19 protein-coding genes and 1 pseudogene are annotated in these 20,341 nt (G+C 62.4%); 10 read left to right on the plus strand and 10 right to left on the minus strand.

Annotated elements, in window-relative coordinates; all coding sequences use genetic code 11:
* Positions 1 to 14: 14 nt before the first annotated feature.
* Positions 15 to 527: a flavin reductase family protein gene (locus Q2T94_RS07670; RefSeq protein WP_149619511.1), complete on the minus strand. Its 513-nt coding sequence runs from the start codon at positions 525 to 527 to the stop codon at positions 15 to 17.
* Between the two features lie 999 nt (positions 528 to 1,526).
* Between Q2T94_RS07670 and Q2T94_RS20545 the strand changes: the two are divergent.
* The 4 genes and pseudogenes from Q2T94_RS20545 to Q2T94_RS07685 all read left to right on the plus strand — a co-directional run.
* Positions 1,527 to 1,826, plus strand: a pseudogene (locus tag Q2T94_RS20545) (DNA/RNA non-specific endonuclease); the annotation flags it as partial.
* 68 nt (positions 1,827 to 1,894) lie between these two features.
* Positions 1,895 to 2,371: a DNA/RNA non-specific endonuclease gene (locus tag Q2T94_RS07675; RefSeq protein WP_302263532.1), complete on the plus strand. Its 477-nt coding sequence runs from the start codon at positions 1,895 to 1,897 to the stop codon at positions 2,369 to 2,371.
* Positions 2,372 to 2,541: 170 nt separating this feature from the next.
* Positions 2,542 to 3,252, plus strand: a complete 711-nt coding sequence (locus tag Q2T94_RS07680) for an SOS response-associated peptidase (RefSeq protein WP_302263533.1) — start codon at positions 2,542 to 2,544, stop codon at positions 3,250 to 3,252.
* 129 nt (positions 3,253 to 3,381) lie between these two features.
* Complete coding sequence (locus Q2T94_RS07685; RefSeq protein WP_302263534.1) at positions 3,382 to 4,086, plus strand: hypothetical protein; 705 nt, start codon at positions 3,382 to 3,384, stop codon at positions 4,084 to 4,086.
* Positions 4,087 to 4,740: 654 nt separating this feature from the next.
* Here the strand turns inward: Q2T94_RS07685 and Q2T94_RS07690 are convergent.
* Positions 4,741 to 5,022, minus strand: coding sequence for a hypothetical protein (locus tag Q2T94_RS07690; protein WP_302263535.1), 282 nt, complete (start codon positions 5,020 to 5,022; stop codon positions 4,741 to 4,743).
* A 293-nt stretch (positions 5,023 to 5,315) separates the two neighbouring features.
* On the opposite strand from Q2T94_RS07690, the gene mobC reads away from it, so the two are divergent.
* Genes mobC through Q2T94_RS07710 form a run of 4 tightly spaced genes read left to right on the plus strand, consistent with a single transcriptional unit; the run spans position 5,316 to position 8,550 of the window.
* Positions 5,316 to 5,708 carry a plasmid mobilization relaxosome protein MobC gene (mobC, locus tag Q2T94_RS07695; protein WP_302263536.1) on the plus strand — a complete coding sequence of 131 codons (393 nt, stop codon included), beginning with the start codon at positions 5,316 to 5,318 and terminating at the stop codon, positions 5,706 to 5,708.
* A complete protein-coding gene (locus Q2T94_RS07700) occupies positions 5,705 to 7,207 on the plus strand; it encodes a relaxase/mobilization nuclease domain-containing protein (protein ID WP_302263537.1) in 1,503 nt (500 codons plus the stop codon). The genes mobC and Q2T94_RS07700 overlap by 4 nt, the downstream gene beginning before the upstream one ends.
* Positions 7,208 to 7,231: 24 nt before the next feature.
* Complete coding sequence (locus Q2T94_RS07705; protein ID WP_302263538.1) at positions 7,232 to 8,089, plus strand: hypothetical protein; 858 nt, start codon at positions 7,232 to 7,234, stop codon at positions 8,087 to 8,089.
* Positions 8,086 to 8,550: a DUF4913 domain-containing protein gene (locus Q2T94_RS07710; protein WP_302263539.1), complete on the plus strand. Its 465-nt coding sequence runs from the start codon at positions 8,086 to 8,088 to the stop codon at positions 8,548 to 8,550. Before Q2T94_RS07705 ends, Q2T94_RS07710 begins: the two co-directional genes overlap by 4 nt.
* Before the next feature lie 230 nt (positions 8,551 to 8,780).
* On the opposite strand, the gene Q2T94_RS07715 is transcribed toward Q2T94_RS07710, so the two are convergent.
* The 3 genes from Q2T94_RS07715 to Q2T94_RS07725 form a co-directional block, all read right to left on the minus strand.
* A complete protein-coding gene (locus Q2T94_RS07715) occupies positions 8,781 to 9,542 on the minus strand; it encodes a GIY-YIG nuclease family protein (RefSeq protein WP_302263540.1) in 762 nt (253 codons plus the stop codon).
* 91 nt (positions 9,543 to 9,633) lie between these two features.
* Positions 9,634 to 10,344: an 8-oxoguanine DNA glycosylase OGG fold protein gene (locus Q2T94_RS07720; RefSeq protein WP_302263541.1), complete on the minus strand. Its 711-nt coding sequence runs from the start codon at positions 10,342 to 10,344 to the stop codon at positions 9,634 to 9,636.
* 53 nt (positions 10,345 to 10,397) lie between these two features.
* A complete protein-coding gene (locus Q2T94_RS07725; RefSeq protein ID WP_302263542.1) occupies positions 10,398 to 10,919 on the minus strand; it encodes a hypothetical protein in 522 nt (173 codons plus the stop codon).
* A 312-nt stretch (positions 10,920 to 11,231) separates the two neighbouring features.
* On the opposite strand from Q2T94_RS07725, the gene Q2T94_RS07730 reads away from it, so the two are divergent.
* Complete coding sequence (locus Q2T94_RS07730) at positions 11,232 to 11,834, plus strand: toll/interleukin-1 receptor domain-containing protein (RefSeq protein ID WP_302263543.1); 603 nt, start codon at positions 11,232 to 11,234, stop codon at positions 11,832 to 11,834.
* 409 nt (positions 11,835 to 12,243) lie between these two features.
* Positions 12,244 to 12,747 carry a toll/interleukin-1 receptor domain-containing protein gene (locus tag Q2T94_RS07735; RefSeq protein WP_302263544.1) on the plus strand — a complete coding sequence of 168 codons (504 nt, stop codon included), beginning with the start codon at positions 12,244 to 12,246 and terminating at the stop codon, positions 12,745 to 12,747.
* Positions 12,748 to 13,123: 376 nt separating this feature from the next.
* Here Q2T94_RS07735 and Q2T94_RS07740 read toward each other — a convergent pair whose 3' ends face one another.
* From Q2T94_RS07740 to Q2T94_RS07760, 5 genes are all read right to left on the minus strand, one after another.
* Positions 13,124 to 14,860: a type IV secretory system conjugative DNA transfer family protein gene (locus tag Q2T94_RS07740; RefSeq protein WP_302263545.1), complete on the minus strand. Its 1,737-nt coding sequence runs from the start codon at positions 14,858 to 14,860 to the stop codon at positions 13,124 to 13,126.
* Positions 14,861 to 14,944: 84 nt separating this feature from the next.
* Entirely contained in the window at positions 14,945 to 16,579 is a 1,635-nt protein-coding gene (locus Q2T94_RS07745) for a putative type IV secretion/conjugal transfer ATPase (protein ID WP_302263546.1), read from the minus strand.
* Positions 16,576 to 18,090 carry an SCO6880 family protein gene (locus Q2T94_RS07750; RefSeq protein ID WP_302263547.1) on the minus strand — a complete coding sequence of 505 codons (1,515 nt, stop codon included), beginning with the start codon at positions 18,088 to 18,090 and terminating at the stop codon, positions 16,576 to 16,578. The genes Q2T94_RS07745 and Q2T94_RS07750 overlap by 4 nt, the downstream gene beginning before the upstream one ends.
* A complete protein-coding gene (locus tag Q2T94_RS07755; RefSeq protein WP_302263548.1) occupies positions 18,090 to 19,607 on the minus strand; it encodes a hypothetical protein in 1,518 nt (505 codons plus the stop codon). The genes Q2T94_RS07750 and Q2T94_RS07755 overlap by 1 nt, the downstream gene beginning before the upstream one ends.
* Before the next feature lie 10 nt (positions 19,608 to 19,617).
* The gene (locus tag Q2T94_RS07760; protein ID WP_302263549.1) at positions 19,618 to 20,319 is read right to left on the minus strand and encodes a DUF8175 domain-containg protein; all 702 of its coding nucleotides are present in this window, start codon (positions 20,317 to 20,319) and stop codon (positions 19,618 to 19,620) included.
* Positions 20,320 to 20,341: the final 22 nt, after the last annotated feature.

Consider the following 20,341-nt stretch of genomic DNA (forward strand, 5'->3'; position numbering starts at 1 on the left):
CGGACCCCCACGGGTCAATTGGCAGGAGAAGCCTGCATATGGCGGCGGTGGTAGATCACCGGCGTGCGGTCCACTGGGTGGTCAATGCCTACGATGCGCCCGACAACGATGGTGTGGTCCCCGCCGGGCAACAGATCCGCCACCTGGCAGTCAAAGACCATGGCCGCTCCGGGGATCTTGGGTTGACCCGAATCGCTGAGCACCCACTCGGTGCGCTCAAACTTCTCCCGTCCCTTCTTTGCAAAGGCAAAGGCGGTATCTTGCTGGCCATCGGCAACGATGTGGATCAGGAAGCCGCGGCCTCCCTCCAGCGCAGCCAACGTCTCCGAACCGGCGTCGAGGCAAACAATCACGAGGGGCGGGGACATGGATAGCGAGCTAACCGCGGATACCGTGGCTCCGTGCGGAGTCCCATCGGCTGCGAAAGTGGTGACGATTGACACCGCCGAAGGCAGATTTGCCATCGCCGACCTGAAGACGTCCTCGGTGGGAGCCTCAGTATGAGATAGATCACTGGTGATAGTCATGGATGTACTGTAATCACTGTTTTATTCAGCTGTCAAGACCGTGATTCAAAGTTTAAGCGTCGCTACGGGGCGTAATCCAATATTTTGCAGACATGCCGTCTTCAAGGTCTGGGGGGCAGCCGCGGTCACGTACCTGTGTGGTCAAGCCGCGCGCGGCAGCCGGGGCGGGCCGCGGGCATGTTTTTCCTTCGGTCTTTCCCGCACACCTGTGGACGCCGGGACCCCACCGGCCGCGTGCACACCACCGCCGGGTCATGTTCCGCCCCGAATCCCACCTGCCGCTGCCGACGATCGTGCACACCCTCGTCATCGGCGTGGGTTTCGGCGTCGTTCCCCTTGGTGCACGACGCTCACGCCCGGCCTGCCTGTTTGACCGGGCGGGGATTTTCGGCAAGGACACTAGGTATGCGACTTTGGCAGGAGCGAATTTTTCATGATGGCCTAATCCTGGCTACCACTGTGGGGTACCCAAGTTCCTCGGATCAACAACCCACGCCACAGGGTACTAAGTAGGCCAACTGTCGGATTCCTGGTGCCAGGGTGTCGCGCTGGGCCATCGCCTTACCGGACGCAGGGAATTGACGTGATGAGAGTGAGCGTCGATTTGGGGTGGGGTAGTGAGCGGTCACTGGTGTTGTGTTCTCTGGCCGGGACGGCAGCCGTTGCGGCGATTTGTATCAGGGGTGTGGCGCAGGTAGCGTGGGATGGTCGTCCGGAAGTGCCGTCCCCCAAGTGGCCACCGGGCGGGATCTGAGCCCCTGCGTCCGTGGCTGCCTCCAAGGTGTATGGACGTGGGGGGTTCTCTTTGCCCCCGTCCGGTTGGTTCCCGCGCCCGATCCCGGGTTTCTCTCGACGGTGGTCCGCGAGCGGCTTGGGTCCCTCTGGAAAGTGGAGCGTCTGCAGGGGTTGCCAGGTGATGCGGGGATGCCCAGTGAGGCCCTACGCTGTTGTCACCGACATGACCGCCGAGATACGCGGCACTCTTGGGGAGGCGACTGGATGTCCACGCATAGCGAGCAGCCCCGTGAAGCGGTCTTGCGTTCCGGGTACAGCGCGGATTTCCTGGGCACCGGTGTGGAGGTGCCGTTCCTGGATGCCGCCATCCGGGATGATGCGGTCCTCTGGGAGGTTTCCGAGGTCATTCCGTACACGCATTTTTCCCTGTGCCTGAGTGCCTCGCGTCGTCTGGCGCGCTGGGTGGGCTGGAACATTGACGGGGCGGGCCTGTTGCTGCTCAGCCGCACGGGGCTGGACTTCGCCAAGGATCCCCGGCTGCCGGCCGAGACCCAGTCGGGGAACGAACTGTATGCCGGTAACCGGTTGGATCGCGGGCACGTGGCCCGTCGCTCCGACCTTCTGGGGGGGAGTTGCCGGAGGCGCAGCAGGCGAACCGCGACTCGTTCTATTACGCCAACATCGCCCCGCAGATGGATGACTTCAACCAGAGCCACCGGGGCGGGCTCTGGGGCCGGCTGGAGAACGCGCTCTACGAGGACGTCGATGTCCAGGATTTGCGGGCCAGCGTTTTTGCCGGTCCGGTGTTCGGTTCCGATGACCGGGTGTACCGGGACGTTGCGTTGCCGGCGGAGTATTGGAAGCTGCTGGTGTTCCAGGAACATGGCGTCCTGAAAGCGCGGGCCTTCCTGCTGACCCAGGATCTTGACCGGCTGCGAGCCGTGCTGGCGTTGGATGAGTTCAGGGTCTACCAAATCACCATAGTGGAACTCGAATCACGGACCCTGCTGCATTTCCCCCAGGCGGTGCACCAGACCGGCACACTGCCTGCCGTGCGTGCGATGTCCGAGCGGAAACCATTGGCCGTCACGTCGGACATTTTCTGGTAGTCGCCGGGACGGCAGGGGACTTGTAGCGCTCACCGTGGTTCATCTGGTGCCGGTTTGGGTTCAGGGAGTGGTTCGCGCTGGCCTCGTCTTGGAATGCGTTGTGGAATCCGCGGGACGGTGTCTTGATATCGGTCCTTTTGGTGGATGCGGTGCTGTGGGAGACTTTGGGCATGTGTGGACGTTTCGTGATGGCCAGAGCCGACAGCGACTTGGTGGCGGCCTTCGGGATAGAGGACGTCGTGGGTGATGGGTTGAGGCCCAGTTGGAACGTCGCGCCGACCCAGAAGGTCCGCATCGTCACCGGTCGTGGTCCGGATGGCACGGGCCCCGGCAATCGCCTGGAGACGGCGCGGTGGGGCCTGGTCCCGGTGTGGGCCAAGAGCAGGTCGGTGGGCAGCAGGGCGATCAATGCCAGGTCGGAGACCGTCCTGGACAAGCCGATGTTTCGTTCGGCGGCGGTGAAGCGCCGTGCCCTGGTCCCGGCGGAGGGTTACTACGAATGGCAGGTTGTCGGCCAGGAGAAGATCCCCATGTACCTGCGGCCGCAGGATGGGGGCATCGTGGGTTTTGCCGGTCTCTATGAGTTCTGGCGGGACCCGGAGGTCCCGGACGGCGGGGAGGGGGAGTGGCTGATGAGCACGACGATCCTTACCCGGCCGGCGGCTGACGCCCTGGGCCACATCCACGACCGCACCCCGGTCATCGTGCCTGCCGACCTGCAGGCGGACTGGCTGGACCCCGGGCTCATCGACAAGGCGGAGATCCGTTCGCTGTTGGATGCCATTCCCGATCCCGAGCTCGTGCCGCATGAAGTGGGCACGGCCGTGGGGAATGTGCGCAACAACGGGCCGGAACTTGTGGAACCAGTGAGCGCTAATTAGCCGGTCTAGTCGTGTCCAACTCGTTTGAACAATGTCGTGGCCACTCAGTCGGGAGCCATGCCAGGGGATGCAGGATTCTTCATGTCTTTGGAGCTTCCGGTCGGCTAAGTTGGAGGCACTCGCTGATGGATGGGAAAGACCGTGTCTTTGGGGCAGATGGACGTTGAGCGGTGGCTTCACTTGGTTGCGCCCGGGATCGGGGTGACAGCGCTTTCCCTGAGGGCCGGCTTTTCGCGGGTCCGCATTTTCCAGCAGCTTTCGGGCGACCGGGTTGTGGAGGAAACGATCCTCCGGGTGTCTAGGGTGCTGGGGCTCGACCCGATGGAGCAGCTTCGTTCTTTTCCCGGCTACGAGTACCTTGTACCTTCCCGTCCTGATCCTCGCGAGCTTCCCGCCTACATCCGGTGGGACCACCTGATGCGTGGCTGCGCGGCGATCGAGCTGCTGGAGCCGTTGAGCGAGGCAGCCCTGGGTCCGACGCATTTTCCTGGTGTCAGCGGCCAGTGGGTCGAGAGCGTGGATCCGGATGGGGGATTGCGCAAGCACCTCAAAAATGCGGGGCCCATCAGTGACCCTGGGATCTCAAAAATGCTTCAGGGCCGTCTGCGTTTGGATCTCGGCTTGCTTGCGGCGCAGTATGCCGATCTCCCGAGGACTTCCGCTTACGTGGTTGCCCAGTTGTTGACGCCAGCGGAGGCGGGGTGGGTTGCCGATGAACGTGTGCAGTGGCTTCAAGGTTTGGGGAAGGCCGAGCGTCTGCAGTTGCTGGAACGACGGGTCCATGCCGCGTGGGTGAGGGAGAAACGGAACCGGGACCCTGGCAAGCAGGGGTGAGCCGGAGGGGTGGAGGGGCGTTGGCCTGGGGACAGCGTCCGGCCTCGGTAGCGTCCCGTTACTTGTCTATGGTTGCTTGCCGATTTTTGATGCCGGTGTTGGTGCTGTGGTGTGGGAGGTGTCCGGACGGTTCATGGGGTGGCTGCGCGAGCGACAACGACCAGCTCGTTGCCGTCAATGCTTGGGTGGGGGATGGGGCAACAGTGGTGCAACGGGTCTGCAGGTAACGGCCAGTGGTGTCATGGAAATTGTGGGCACTCATCCGGGCTTGGGTGATGGGATGTGATGACGGAAGGCCAGCAGGCAGATGACCGCTTCCCACGGTGCCGTCCACCTTGTACCGTGCCCTTGGCGTCGTTCGCTTGATCGCCGTCTGTGGTCTTCGGTCCCGTCCGGGCGGGCGTTGATGGGGGTGTTGCGGTGGCGGCCTGACGACATAGGTCGTGGTGTTCTCTGGTTAGTCTTTCATTCGGTGGGACGAGCGGTTCTGAGGCCGTGCACGGCCCGCGATCGCATGACTGAAGACGGGGGGCATGTGGCGACTTGCGGGTGGTGTGCGGGCGGTCGGCTGGGGTCCCGCTGTCCACCTGTGGGCGGGAAAAGACCGGAGGATTTATCTTTTGCCGTCCACAGGTGGTCAGGGGGCAAGGGAACCTAGGTTGTGGGGTTTTCCGTGGTCGTCGCGGTGGTTGCCGACTTGCGGGTGGCGCGCTTGCGGGTGGCCCGGGAGGGGCTGATCTTGTCCAACTCCGGTTGGGTCCAGCCTTTTTTGAGGGCTGAGGCGAAGGCCTGTTTTTCGGCGGCCACTGCCTGGGCCAGGTCGTGCTCGGCTTTCACGCGTGCGGCAACTGCGTGGGCAATGTCGTTGGCGGCGTCCATGCGCAAGTCGTTTTGTGCCTGGAGTTGTTCCAGGATGCGGGTTGCTGCGTCACTCATGTGTCAATCTCCAATGTATTCGAAAGGTTCGTCGGGGCCACAGGTTGTGCGGGAACCTTGTGCGTTTTTTGGTCCGGCGGGGACCGGACCGTCCACCCCTAGGTTACCGGGCTGGGACCATGTTTTGACGGAGCCCCCAATAACCGGTTCCATACGTGCGTGGCCGCATCCAGCGGAGCAAGCTATAGACTTAGCATAGCTAAGTCGGCTTGTCGCTTTACTGCGTTTCGCTGGCATGGGACACTTGTACCTGGTGGTTCGAGTGGTGTTGCACTGGGCGAAGGGATGAAGCGGTGGCAGTTGCGCGTGAACGGAAGCGGCAGGCCAACATCGGCGGTGGCCGAAAGCATCCTGTGCAGTTGAAGCTTTCCGTTGCCGAGAAGACCACTTTGAAGATCCACGCCGACGAGCTTGGTGTGAGCATTCAGCGGCTTTTGGTTGAATCAACCCTTTCCTCTTTTCAGGGCGAAACCCTCACCGAACGACGCGATCTTTTGACCGCGCTGTTGCAGCTTCAACGCGGCCTCGCTGCGGTTGGAAACAACATCAACCAGATTGCCCGTGCTGCAAACGCAACAGGCGAAATCAAGGGAGACCTTGAGGCTTCGCTCACGCAGTTGCGCGCTTCGGTGAACAGAATTGATGAAGCGTTGGAGTCGTTGAGGATTGTTGGTGAACCCTCATGATCCCCAACGTGGTGCGCGGTGGACGCATGAATGGTGTGATGGCCTACCTGGTGGGACCAGGCCGCTCCAACGAACATGAGAATCCGCACCTGGTTGCCGGGGACGACCGGGTTACTTTTGCCATTCCGGTTGGCACCTCGTTGGACGCCAACCAGGCATTTGAGATCGGCTACATGCTTGATCAGCCGCGCCGCATTCATGAGGCCGAGTTCAACGTTCCCGTGTATGCCCGTGATGATGAATCCGGTGAGTTCTTGAAGGATGAGGCGGGCAGGAAAATCCGCACCGGTTCCAAGCCCGGCCACGTGTGGCATTGTTCCTTGGCCGTTGAATCCGGTCATGGACGAGTGGATGATGAGCAGTGGGAGAAGATCGCCACGGAGTTCGTTTCGCGCATGGGTTTCATCGATCCCGATGGTGCAAAGTCCTCGCGCTGGGCTGCAGTTCACCACGGCGCGTCGAAGAACGGCAACGATCACATCCACCTTGTCGTACAGCTCATCCGCGAGGACGGAACCAAGGCGAACATCAACAACGACTTCCACCGCGCCCAGACCGTGTGCCGCGAGCTGGAGAAGGAGTTCGGGCTGCCGCGCTTGGAGTCCCAGGAGCACGGCAAGGGGCTTGCGGGGGAGAAGCCCGCCGAGCGGGCACGTGCTGATCGCGGCAACAATGTTTTGTCGGATAAGTTCGAGCTGCGCCGCCGGCTACGTGCCGCGCTTTCAACCTCGAACAGCGCCGAAGAATACGTGCGCCATGCCCGAGATCTGGGCGTGCATGTTGCCCCGAGTTTCAAGCCGGGTTCGACGACCGAAGTTCGCGGTTACAAGGTCTCCCTTGGCGGGAGGGGCACGGATGAGCGCGGCATTTGGTATGCACCGAGCAAGCTTGATTCAACACTTGCCTGGAACGATATTCACGCACGGTTCGGCAACGCCAATCGCGAGTCCGGTGACGCCTACCTGGTGTCCTTGCATTCCTCGAACACCGGACGTGAACGCCGCAAGGCTGTCGCGCATCCGGTGTCGAACGAGCAACTGGAACGGATGATGAGTAACAAGACCGGGCCGGATACCTTGGCGAACATCTACGCGCGATTGTCGTTGCAGTTCGAGCGCAACAAGCCCGCAACTTTCCAACGGCTCTCCGAGTCCTACGCGCGCGCCGCACAGGGTTCAGGGAACCTTCGGTATGCGGCACGGATGAACCAACGGTTCACCACTGGCCAGGGCCGGGGTTGGGTCGCTGTGGCCAAGCAGGCAGGTCGCCTGGGCCGGGTCATGCTGGAGCACCGGATGAGCCAGGATCGCCCCCACTTCTCAACCAACGTTGACCGCTTGTTGAAGGATGCCGAGGGCATCATCAACAAGGAAATGCAACGCATCCACCAGGAAGAAGCAGCGAGTGTTGCCGTGTCCAAGACACCTCATGTTCCCTACCGGGATTGGAACGCCAGTGCACAACGCGGGGCGGGACAAGACCAGGGATACGAACGCTAGGAAAGACCAAAACAATCAGGGAGAGTGAGCACGATGGTTGACCAGGAAGAATCTGAAATCATCCAAGAGTTCGGCAACATGACCCGCGCCATTATGGGTTCCGGAATGCAAGCCGCTGAGCACGCCCAGCGCCGGGCGAGCATGAACCAAGCAGAGGCCAACGCCGAGGTGGCGCGCGAACGCGGTGTGGCAGAGATGCTTCGCCGCGAACTTTCCTCACCATCGTTTTGGAAGCAAGCCAGCAGCGAAGCCATTGCCGACCGCATGACGGTAGCCGGCGAACTGGCCCTCAAGCACAATGATGCTTCCCAGGCATTCATGGCCGGTGCCGACCGGATTCGCAACCAGTACGGAATTAACGTCGAGGACATCAACCGCGACCATCCCACGTCCTCCGTTCAGAGGCACCAAGCGCTGCGTGATGCCCTGGACGATTACCTGGCCAGCCAACGACTCAACAGCGAGGCGCAGGACAAAGACACAGGGGCAGAAAAAGACCGGGTCCCTGATGCGAACGTGAGCACTGGGGAAACCGTTCAAGAGCTGGAACAGGCAGCAGCAGCCGCGAAACGGGACGAGCAAGCCAACCTGGCCCGAGCCGGCGCAGCGGAATCCGAAACACAAGAGAACGCGAAGAACACCCATGCAGACGAAGCCAAGGAAACCACCAGGCACAGCGACGATCCCACGGGTCGCCCCGCCAGCGAGCCAAGCGCCGCACCTGCCCGTGCGTTGGCCGTGTGGAAGGAAATGGGCGGCAAGGACGCTGATTTCCCCCTGGCTCCCACCACGAGCAATCCACAGGCCGCGATGAAGAACCGCCAAAGGGTACTCGCCGCTGCGGGAACACAGCGTGGGCAGAGCCAGGAGCTTTCCCGATGATCGAGATTCCTCCGGGCACGGACTCCATGGACCTTGATGGCGACGACACCGCCGAGGAACAACCAGTGCAAACGGTTGAAACCGACAATGGCGGGCAGAGCGGGGAAGAACGGCCCTTCATGTATGAAAATGCCGAGCAATGGCTACAGAACTTCGCGTTGCCGCGCTACCTGCGCAACCTTGGTTCTAATAGGAAATGGGCACCGAATTGGTACGACTACCCTGAAGCGTATTCACTGATCACCGCGCTGTGGGAGTCGTGGGAACAAATGCGCTGGGACGGGCCACAACAAATCCTGGTGTTCTACCGCGACTACTTCTACACGCTGATGGACCGGCTCACCGCAATCGATGGCCCATTCCACGCCTACGACAAGACCACGCACCCGGAACCGCCCGAGATGTTCCCCGTCTGGGATGCCCCGCCAGGTCACTTCCGACAGGCCACGCTGACCGAGTAGGGGTCCGAGGATGGGCGGTACGGAAATGCGCGGTTAGCGGTTCAGCCCTGACCGGATCGTCCTTGATCTGAACGTCACCATTCCCGTATGAGGAACACTCCACGGGACGGGAATGCGCTACTAGAATGAATCCGCCAGAAGCGGGAAGGGTTCTCATTGGGTATTGATTCTCTGACCGTGGTGCATCCCGGCGTCCATCCGCCGGCTACACCGTCCCCACCCTTGCCCGGTCAGTTCCGGTTCATCCCGAACTGACGGCTGAGAAGTGCTTTCTTGTAATGTGACTCGGCCGCATCCACGTCCGACGCTGACGCCCCAGGGCTGAAGACCCGAAGGATGCTGAACTGGAAATGATTCCGGTGCGAGATGTCCAGCGTGTCCAGGTCTCGCAGCGCAACGTTGCCGCCGTGGCCGGTCTTCGCATATTGTCCCCAGCGCCCCAGGATCCGCTCGCTGCCGTCGGCCTTCCCGACGTACAGTTGTCCGGTTGAGGTGTCCGAGATCAGGTAGATTCCCTGGACGGATTTGAGCACCTCGCGCCAGATCGCGAAACGCGGATTCTCCATCACTGATTGAAGCTCCCGATATGACAGCAGTAGATTATCGAATCCGGGGAAAGGCTCGGCCTGTGCGTCGGCGATTTCCGCGACGTGGAACCCGGAAATCACCTCGCCCCACTTCGCCCAGTTGATCGTATGACCGGCCCATTCAATGACCATCCGGTTCTGGAAGGATGCCAGGCAGTCCGACGCCGCGAGATTGTAGAAGCGAAGCTCTTCGGTCCGCTCGGCGAGGGATTCGCCTTGGTTCTCGAATGCCATCAGGAATCTGCCCCGGTTGCCCCCGTCGGCGACGAAGTTCAGCCAGATGCGAGGAGGCGATTTCGGGAACTTATAGGCCTTGACGCCCTGCTCGCGGACGTAGGCCATGATTTTCGCGGAGCTAAGGTCATCGGGTCCGGTCAACCCGTCCTTCTTGAAGGTGTGGCGCACCAGCAAGACTTCGCTCGGGTCGATGCCTGCTTCATTGAAAATGCTGCCGAGTGTGAGGCGACCTTGGAAGCCGGCCTCGGATAGAACCCGGTTACTTGCCAACCTTGAACGCCCACCGCTCTACCTCGTCGAAGCCGATTTGGCGCACCGGTGTGGTGAGCTGCCTGGCCCAGTCGGCCATGAGCTCGATGGCGGTGGCATACGTCCCATAGCCATATCCGGTGCCGTGCTTGGGGGTCAGAGGCTTCTCGGTGTACCGGCTCAGGGTCGTCATAACCCGCTTGTCAACGATGAGGCACGGGTGTTCGAGCTGTCCAGCGCCGGCGAAATAGAGGTACTTGGTGGAAAAATTCGGGCCCAGCCCCTTGATCAACGAGGTGCGCGGTTTTAAGGTCCGGAAGGCAGCTTCGGGGTCGGTGGGCGCCACAAAGGCTGCGCGGCGAAGGGCGTTGCCAATACCCATGATGTCGCTTTCGATGGACGCGATGCGCCGGGCGGTGTTTCGGTGGCTCGTACCGGTTCCCCAGGCCAGGCTGTGCCAGAACAAAGCGTAGGCAGCCTCATTGGATTCGTCTTGACCGGCGGCGCCAGCCATGGCGAACAGCGAGCCCCTGCTGATACGTCCCCGGGTGATGTCTCCGTTTTCGCCGCGGATGGGCGCTCCGGGAAGGTGCCCGATGCGGGTGTTCCAATACGCGAGGTTCAGGTCGAAGCCGTGCTCGTCTATGGCTTGGCTGCGGGGATTAGTTGAGAGGTGTTCCTTCAAGTCAGCAGGAGCTTGGAGGGGTGCGGGTGTAGTCATAATTTCCAGACTACGGGCAGGTTCATCAAACCAACCTTGCGAATCGGGGGCGATCATCCCGTCACACTGCGGTTGGCAAACGGTATTTTGCCGTATTTGTCCCTGAAGGCGAGGATCATGGCTTCCTCAAGCTTCTTTTCCGTCCTGTCTGGCACCACTTTCCAAGCCACCAGAAGGTCTCTGGCGTCGGCCAGCTGCCAGATGTACTGGCCACCGCTGTGGCCATGGCTGCGGCCTTGCCCAGCGATCGCGTATTCATTGATCCGATCCCATAGTCCGCCGTCTTCTCGCTGGCTGGCTTTGCCTATGTATAGGACCCCGGCCCCGGGAACCCAGTTGGACTCAAGTTCATCAAGAGGCACATTCGCCTTGCGCGCCTTGTGTGTTCCGCCGAAACCCTTGGGCAGAAATTGCCGCTCCGCAGTGGATGCCCGAAGCACCACATAGACCCCTGGAGATTTCGGAATCCCACCGTCGCCTTGTGAGTTCTGAAGCCGTATGTTTGCAAAGGTGACGAACCCACGGAATCCTTGCTCGTTGAGTTCGGTGTAGGTGAAGTGTTTCAGCTTGGCCATGCGTTGAATCCCGTCGATTTCGTCCCGCGCACATATTCGCAAGCCCTGTCTTAATCGAGATCCTACGCAGTGCCTGCGGAGGCAGGTGAATATGTCTCGCAGCAAGTGTCATTTTCTCTAAGGCGATGCACTGAGTGTCAGGGGCCGTCCGCATTGCCCAAGTGCGTCCGTATGCGGAACCATGCGTGCGGCACGGCTTGGTCTTGACCATCGTCTTCTACGGCTGCGGATCGCTGAGTTGAAGAGAGCAGCACGGTCGGAGGAAGGCTGAACCGCCGCCCACGCCGGGCTCAGATAGGTAATGTGAGTGGCATGACCAAGGTTTTCCTCTCTCACTCCTCCATCGATAAGCCCGTTGTCCGTCAGGTCATGGCTGAACTCCTATTGATGGGAGCTGATCCCTTTTACGACGAAGTAAGCATCACAAATGGGGGAGTAATCCCACGTGATATTGAGAAGGCGTTAGAAACTACGGATACCTTCGTGCTGTTCTGGTCTAAGGACGCTGCGGTGGCGGACTGGGTTAAGTCCGAGCGAGATGTCGCTTGGGGGATGTTCCACCATCAGCCTCATCGTTTTCTTGTAGTTATACTTGACGACACTGCTTTGCCTCTCACTTTGAAGTTCAAGAAGTGGATCGATGCGAGGAAGGATCACTCGCTCGTAGCGTCCGAGATCCTTGGGTTGAACAGCGATGCCAAACTCATCATGGCTGTCCAAAAGACGTTCGAGTCGTGGGGGATAAAGGTGGGTTATGTCCCGGGTTACGGTGCATATGTCGGGTGCCCTGGATGTGGAGCAGGCATACGAGATGTGGAGCAATGGAGCCAAGTGGATTACAGCAGGGACGACCTGTATGCGGGCGTCCGATGCAAGAGGTGCACGTGGGAAGACGGTGGGGAAGTTCCGTTCTAAGTTCGCCTGCCCAAGCCTTCGCTATCAAAGTTGGGGGCAGTTTCAGTCGACATCGAAATTGTCCCTACAGCCTCACCGCTATTCGTAAGCCGATCGGCTTACGGGCACCGACGGAGCGATTGCTGCACTCGGTGTCGTAGGTCTGCGGTATCATCAGCGCATGGCTCAATGCACAGCTCCAAGAGAAGGCCACCGCACTGCAAGCGGTCGGGCGAACTGCCCTGCATGCTCGTCCGGCTATGGGCGTTCTTCATACTCGCCGTCTCGGTCGTACCCCTCCTACCCCACACCGGCCGCGCCTGTGCGTAGGAGCGGGAGCCTGTCAGGCAGTAGCGCGGGCGGGGGACGTGGTGTTGCCCGCCCGACTTGGCAGCCCAGAGGGTCAACTGCCTCGTACACGGATCAGCAGGTGCGCGATCTAGAGTCTGTCCGCGCGGCGACGGTCTTACGGACTCAGGCGAATGACGTGTTCCTCTGTCATGCCTGGCCCGACCGTCAGGCAGCCGCGAATGACGTTTACGAGTTGCTTCTCGGAGAAAACGTGTCGGTGTGGTTCAGCGAAGTGAGCCTGAGACCTGGCACGGACATGCGAGTAGCCATCGACCGTGGATTGGTGAGTTCGCGCATGGGGATCGTGCTGGTGACGCCCGCCATGCTCGACAAGCTGCGTACAGACCGCAGCATTGCGAGCAACGAGCTCAGCGCTCTGCTGCGCCGGAGCCTCCTAGTACCAGTCATGCACGGGGTAACGTTCGAGGAGCTCGACCAGGTCACCCCGACACTCGCGTCGCGTGGTGGATTCAGCACGGCCGAAGAGCCCATGGAAGATATCGTCGTGAAGATTGCCGAGCTCGTCGGAATCGTTACAGAGGAAGAGGCTGACGAACTCAGCATGAAGTCGGCCGTCAATTAGCGCTGAGTAGCGGGCCCCTAGGACGCCTCGGTGACCCAACCAGGGACAACTTGATGAACCAGCGCCAACGCTAACCTGCCGTCTAACGACATCCGCGAATGGCCCGTAAGGCGGTCGACCAGCGGTGCAAACGCCATCAAGATCCTTCGATTAAGGAATCGGCGTGTTTCTGCGAAAGACGGATTCCCGTACACCTTGCCCGCAAAAATGCCCGGTGCCCCGGGCGCTAACCGCTACATTCACTGCCGCTTGATCCCCCCAGCGTGAATTTCCGTACGGATCATCCTGGGACCCGGGACAAAAAAATCAAAAGGCGAGGGCGATCCAGTCACGGACGGCTGGATCGCCCTCGCCTTTGTTGCGGGGTCTTGAATATTTAGGAGTGCAATCTGCCGTTGGTGACGGCCAGGTTTTCGTAGTATTCCTTGGACTGCTCCACGTCATCGGCGTAGGGCTTTTCGGAGTAGTGCTGGAGCCGGATCAGTCCTGCGGGCATCCCCGAGCCGGTGAGTATGGCCCGGCCCTTGGGCAACGCCGCAAGGTCTGAGGTATCCATGGTCTTTTCGCGTTGCAGCGAGGTGGATACCGAGCGCCCACTCTTGCCGCTGGTGCTTGAGGAACGTTTCAGCACGTCCCTATCTCCAATGAGCTGGGAGAGGAACGGGAGGAACTTGTCGTCTGAGAGTCCGCGACCGGCGACACGAATGTTCGCCGCTCCCCAGAGCTTGGACATGCCCTTGTCGCCGTAGGCCTCAATGCCCTGGCTGTAGGACTGGAAGAACGTTGAAACAATGATGCCGCGCGAACCGTAGTGAGAATACACGTCGGGCAGCTCGCGCCAGCGCACCACGTTGGCGGCCTCATCGAGCACTGCCATCATCGGGGTCTTGAGCCGGCCCCCTGGTTGTGTGGCCGCTGTCTTTTCGGCTTCTGTCATCACGGCCATGACCAATGCTGCCGTGATGGCGCGTGCGGAACCCCCGCCTTCCTTGGAAACCAGGTACAGGGTATCTGTGGAGTTGGCGAATGCCTTGTGGTTGAACTCGGGGCGGTTGGCCCCGTTGTGCCGAAGCCACGGAACAACTTGCTCGTAAGAGAGCACGTTTACCCACGGGCGCATCGTTCCATACACGCCGTCTCGCTGCTTGGGGGTGAGCTTCTGGATTTGCTCCAGCGCCTGGCCGAGGGCCAGGTATCCACCGTCGTGGAGAATGTCGCGCGCGGACATGTCTTCCGGGTCTTGTGCCCACAAGAAAACATCGGTGATGGGACGCCTGCCCACCGATGCGGCAAACATCAGGTGCGAGAGCAGGCGCTTGCCGTCTGACTCGAAGTACGCATCCTGCTTCGCCCCGGCGTCGGTGGCCGAGGATACGAATACATCGGCCAGCTTTTCGGCGGTTTCCATGTCGTGAATGAACGACAAGGGATTCCACCACCAGGCGCGTTCCTCCCCGATGATCCCTTGGACGTCATGCACCCACACGGTGCCCACCCGTGCCCGGGGGCCGCGGGTCATGTCCACGATGTCGCGCTTGTTCGAGGTCGCCAGGACCGGGCCGTTGGTTTCAAGGATCTGCGGCACGCAGACGCAGGTGGTCTTGCCGGCGCGGGGGCCCATCAACCAGATCTGCACCCATTCCCAGGAGCCGTAGAGAGGTTTCCCGCTGTTGACCAGCACTGCCAGGGGAACACCTATCCCGGCTTTTTCTGCTCCGAGACGTTGGGTGTCTGCTTTGGCAGCGGCTTCACCCAGCTCTGCGAAGTCCTTGGAATGACCCATGTCCTTGGCCAGGTGGTCGATGCGCGATCGTTTCTTGGTGGTTCGGGCCCATTGCTGCATCAGCATCGCCGCGACTCCCAGCAGCAGGAACATCCCGAGGGTGAAGACCAGCACTTGGATGCCGCCCACCGGAAGGTACCCGCGGGCCTGGTCCATGATGATGGATGCCTGGTTGTTGGTCGGTGGTTCCACCTGGGGGTCCAGGACGGCGCCGGTTCCCCACAGCAGCGCACCGACCACGGCCAGGGCAAGTACCCCGCCGGCGGCCATCCAGGCCGAGTCGTTGGACGCGGGCTGGTTTTTGCGGCCCGAGCGCGGATCACTGAGCATGGTCGATTCCTTCCCAGAAGCGCACCGATTCGATGAGCAGCCCCTGTTCCATGAGCGGAATGTTTTTCTTGGGTGGGTCGTGTTTCATGGGCGGGCCATGTCCCAGGCGCGGTTGGTGTCGCTGATTTGTAGTTCCAGGTCGGTCAGGTTGGTCATGAACGGGGTCCCGGGGGACTTGCCGACCTTCAGGATGAACCGCCCGGCCCCGGGACGCAGGCCTGCCCGGTGGGTCTTGGGGTCGATGACCGCCTCCCCGGTCCAGTCCGTCATGAGGTCCTTTTCCTTGCCCGAGAGAGCGAACACTTCCTCGAGGTTTCCCATTTCGGAGGGGGCCAGGCCGCCGAGGAACACCATGGCGGAGCGTTCCACGAATCCCCAGGCGGTGGCGGTGAGATGGTCCTTGGACAATTTCAGGTCGTTCATGGTGTGGGTGATCATGATCTGCCCGATGCCGCGCCCGCGGTTCAGGCGTGTGATGGTGTCGATGAAGTGCACCATGTCATCGGAGGCCCGCAGGATCCGCCACAGCTCGTCCATGACCAGCAGGTAGGTCTTCCGCCGGCGTTTCCCGGCGGCCGCGAGGTGTTGTTCGGCCGAGACGGTGGCCGAGCCCAGGTTCCAGCACAGGGACTGGACGGCGGCCACCAGCACCGAATCGTTTTCGTTGACCCCGGAAATGTCGAACACGACCGGCACCCCGGGGGTGATGTGGGAATCGGAGGGCCGGGAGAACAAGTCGCCGTAGGTGCCCGAGGGCCCCAGGTTGATCAGCGCATCGAGGAGTTCCTGGAGGCGCTGGTCGTATTCCTCGTCATTGTCATAGGCCAGCACGTTGGTGCGCAGGATCTCGGGACGCGAGCGGATGAAATCGATCAGCTCCCCCAGGACCGGTGCGTGCTGCAGGTCGGGGTCCAGCGCGGTGATGGCCACGGCCAGGCAGGTGCTTTCGTGCGGCCGCAGCGCACGTCCCAGCATCATCGCGGCAATGCCCTCCATCAGGGAGCGCCGGCGGCTGGCCATTTCGGACAGGGCAATACCGCGCGCCTTTTCGTCCTCGATCAGGGTCAGGCTGGCCACCAACGGGCCGAGGTCCAGGGGATTGAGGTGGCCTTGGCCGGGGGAGAAGGTGATGACCTGCCCGCCCAGGGCCTGGATGTGGGGGACGTAGTCGGGCCGGGAGTCGGCCAGCACCATGGGGACCACGCCCCATGCGCTGCAGGCGTCAATGATGCGGTGCACCAGGGAGGTCTTGCCCAATCCGGGCTGGCCCAGGACAAAGGCCGAGGGGTTGGAAATGATCCCGGCGGTGAACCAGGAGATCGGATCCCCGGTCACGAGCGTGTTGCGCATCAGGTGCCGGCCCAGCGGGGCCCCGACCAGGGGCAGGCCGGCGCCGGAGATGAAGGGCCAGAACCCGCACACCTGGACCGCGGAGCCCTGGACCTCGAAGGGGGACTCGGTGAATCCGGCGGGCCCGCCGCCGGGACGGTTCCATCCGGTGTCACCGGGGGTGAGGCGGTTTTGTGCACCTTCGGCCAGCAGGCGCCGCAGGAATCCCGGTTCCCGGGTCTTGCGGGGGGCGGCCTTGCGCGCGGTTTTTTCCAGGCGGGCCACATCACGTTTGCTCAGCGTGAGCGCGGTTTCCCGCACCTCGTCCTGGGTCCCCGGTGGGGCCGGTTCCCGGCGCTCGGTTCGTTGCTGGTTTTTGGCCGGTGTCATGAGAACCACGTCCTGAGTTCGTCGGGGATCATCATGTGGTCCGGCAGCACCATGCCCAGCGGCAGGCCGGCCTGGAACGTCACGGCCTGGTTGCCGAGGGCTTCGCGCACCCGCAACTTGGCATGGCTGACCATGCCCGGGACCGTGCGGTCGAAGCGGCGCAACTCCTCGGGGTCGCGCACGCTGATGGTCACAATCATTCCGAAACGGGTGAGGCCGGATCCGAGGGCTTCTTCCTGCGCGGTCTTCTGGGCGGCGGCCAACCGCTGGCGGGCACGGACCGACACGCGCTGTTGGGAACCGGAGAACATGGCGTCCTTCTGCTCGTTTTCCACCACGGTGGTGGTCTGGTCCGCCGGGATGGGCCGGTAGAGCAGGGTCACGCGCTTGCGCAGCGCCCCTTCGCTCGGTGCTGTCACCCGGGCCAGGGCGTTGGAGGTGAAGGCTCCCCGGGGCCCCTCGTACATGGTCCAGCTCTTGGACACGGCCCGGTCGTGGCGGTAGCAATCAAAGGCATCCAGGGCAAATGAGGGCCCGGCATCTTCCCATCGCAGCCCCGTTCCCTCCCCGGCCTGCTTTTCCTCCACCGCGGCGGCGGTGGTGGGGTCGTAGGCGATGCGGGTGAAGTCGATGATTTCCTGGGCGCTGCAGGGACGCACCGCCCCGGCGCCAGTGTTCGCCAGGCCCGAGACGATGCCCGGAAGCTTGTTGCCGATTTCTTCGGCCATGTCCTCCAGGCCCCTGTCCCCGGCCTTGCCGTCCAGGCGGCGGCCGTCGAAGGTGACGGAAATGCGGGCGACCAGCTGGGGTGCGTCGGAGTGGTCGGTTTCGGCGATGCGGGCCATGACCTGCTTGGCGAAATCGGGGGCGTCGTCCCGGAAGTTGCCGGCCAACAGTTTCTTGAGGCGCAGCCCGGAGTCCTGGGAGGATTCGATGGTGACCGAGGCGCCGCGGATCCCCTCGTCCAAGCCGCGCTGGGTCAGCCACGCAGCCCAGTGGGCCACCTGGGAATCCACGTCCGCCTGGTCCACCAGGCTGTCGCCGGTGGGGTAGCACTCCATGACCACCGAGTAGTTGTGGTGGCCGCGGGAGGAGAGACGGATCAGGCCGAACGGCTGGCCATAGGAGTCCGTGAACTCACTGAGTTGCGACTTGGCCATGAGGCCGGGGAGCCGGGTCTGTCCGTCGGGGGTGAAGCCGGCAGGGCCGGCGAGGTACAGGTGCTTGTTGGCCTTGGCCTTCAAGCGGTGGGTGAAGCGCAGCATCAGTCTCCCGTAGATCGAGCGTCCTTGTTTCCTGGTGACCAGCAGAAGCGCGGCCCCCAGCAGGGTGGCCCCGGCCACGACCAGGGAAGCGGTGATCCAGCCGCGGACCGCGAGCATGATCACGATGAGGATGACGGGAACCAGTGCCAGGCTGTGTCCCATCGACAGGCCGATCAGTCCGGAGCGCCGGGGGACCGTGAGGTTGCCGAAGGTGCTCGGTTCGATCCGGATTTCTTGCTGTGCCACTACTCTCCGCCTTCGTCATTGATTGCCTTCTCCAGCTGGCTTCCCTGGGGAGCCGGGCCGGAACCATTCAGGTGCTGCAATGCGGCACCCAACTTCCCGTTCCCGGCCTGGGCCCCGGAAGCAGCACCGGATGCTCCACCCGCCGCCGTGCTGCCCGATACCGCCGCCCCTGAAGATGCCGGGGCCCCCGAACCACCTGCCGCGGACGACCCGGAATTTTCCCCGGTCGATCCACCGACGCCCGCGGTTCCCTGGGAACCGCCCGAAGCTCCCGGACCGGTACCGGCGGATCCGCCACCGCCACCGGCGCCCGAGTTCCCGGAGGAACCTCCTGCGCCTGCCGATCCGGTACCAGCAGTTCCGTCTGGTTCGCCACCGACGGCAGCCCCACCACCGCCCGTGGCGGAGGCAGCAGCATTTCCGGCAGCGGAAGCCCCGCCCCCGGCTGACCCGGCTGCACCTCCGCTCGCGCCAGCGGCACCACCAGCAGCAGCCGCTCCCGCACCGCCACCTGCAGCAGTTCCCGCACCGCCAGCGGCGGCAGCGGCGCCTCCTGCCACCGCCGGTGCGGCGGCTCCACCGCTGGCAATCACGGCAGCGCCGGCCGCGAGCGTGACGCCCGCACCCAATGCCGCGCCGCCGGAGAAGGCGCCGGCGCCGACACCGGCCGCCGGGACCACGAACTTCACGAGGGCCGGGAGAGCCAATGCGGCGAGAACCAGGATCAGGATGGCCATCAACGATGCGTGGATGGCCTCGGTGACCGTGGTTTCCTTGCCGTCGGTGTTGGTGGCGCCGTTGACCAGCATGCGGAATCCCAGTGAATAGATTCCGGCAGCCACCGGCTTGAAGAGCAGCAAGGCGATCAGCCAGCCATTGGCCTTGCGCCATGCCTGTCGCCCGGATTCGGAACCGCTGGCGGCCGCCAGGACGATGATGAACGCGGACAGGATCAGGAACATGACGTCCCGGAAGTACATGAACAACAGGTTGATCAGCGCACCAATGAAAAGAATGATGAACATCAAGAACGCCGTGCCGGGACTGGCCAGCAAGGCCCCGGAAGTGGTCAGCAGCTGGGTGAAGTCAATCTCGCCTCCGGTGGACCGCTGGACGATCCACCGTGCGAATTGGTCCGAGGCGGTGAGCAGCAGGCCGATGCCCGTCGCGTAGACGGCCGTGGCCAAAATGAGGTTGATGATGGGGGTGGCGATCCCGATCAGGCTGTTCTTGATGTCCTGGGAGGTGACGAGCTTGATCAGGCCGACGAAGAATCCCAGGATGGCGAAGCCCGCCACGTACCAGGACATGTCTGCCCTGAGGCTGGCGACCGCGGTATTGGCCACGTCGGGACTGGGTGTGTCCAGCCAGAAGGTGGACACCTGGGCCACGAAGGCCACGGCCCCTTCGTAGATGGACTTCACGAACTCGGCGATCGCCCCATCAGCAAAGTCCTGGAGTCCTTGTTTGCCCTTGCAGACCGCATCCCACCATTCGCATGTGCCTGTATTCGCCATGATTCAGTCGCTACTTCCAGGAAGTGAAAGCGCTCGTATCAGTGACAACATTCGTTGCTGGTGCACCAGTGGTCAGGTCTACACGCCAATCCGACACTTTTTTATCCCAGATCAGGTTGATGCGTAGGGTCATATTTTGGTCGCCATATGGGAGCAGGTACTCAATGGACGCCGCGCTTTCGCTGCTGTTCATGACTCTGTACCCGGTGATGACGGGGTACTCCTCTGGAGTGGTGGCGTTTTGTTGTTCGGCATAGAGGGTTTCGCGCTGGGGCGATTCGGCGGCAGCATCTAGGATTCCTGCCGATGAGAACTCGAAACTCAACGTTGCACCTGCAAATACGGCACCAGTGGGGGTGTGGCTGAAGCATCGCCAGAAGTCCCCGTCCTGTTTTGCGGGACCGTGTTCGGTGGAGACGGGGAGCAGCATGCCGGCCGGGTGGCGCTTCCATTCGGTGGCCGGGGAATCGTGGGGGAAGGTGGTGTCGGTGCTTAGTGCCGGGCAGTCCCCCGTGCGCGGGGCCGCGGTGGCGGGGGTTGCCGGGGGCGAGGTCTGGCTTGGCGCCGTGGCCGGCGGGTTGGGGGTGCTTTGTGCGGTGGTGGTTGGCTTGGGGACCAGGACGATTCCCAGCACGACGATCGCCAGGATGAAGGCCAGGATGCCGCCCCAGAGTTTCCAGTTGCGGCCCAGGGGGTCTCGTTCGTCTGCCATGAGGGCATGTCCTTCCTAGGGG

Source organism: Paeniglutamicibacter sulfureus (assembly GCF_030512175.1).
Taxonomy (GTDB): Bacteria; Actinomycetota; Actinomycetes; order Actinomycetales; family Micrococcaceae; genus Paeniglutamicibacter; species Paeniglutamicibacter sulfureus.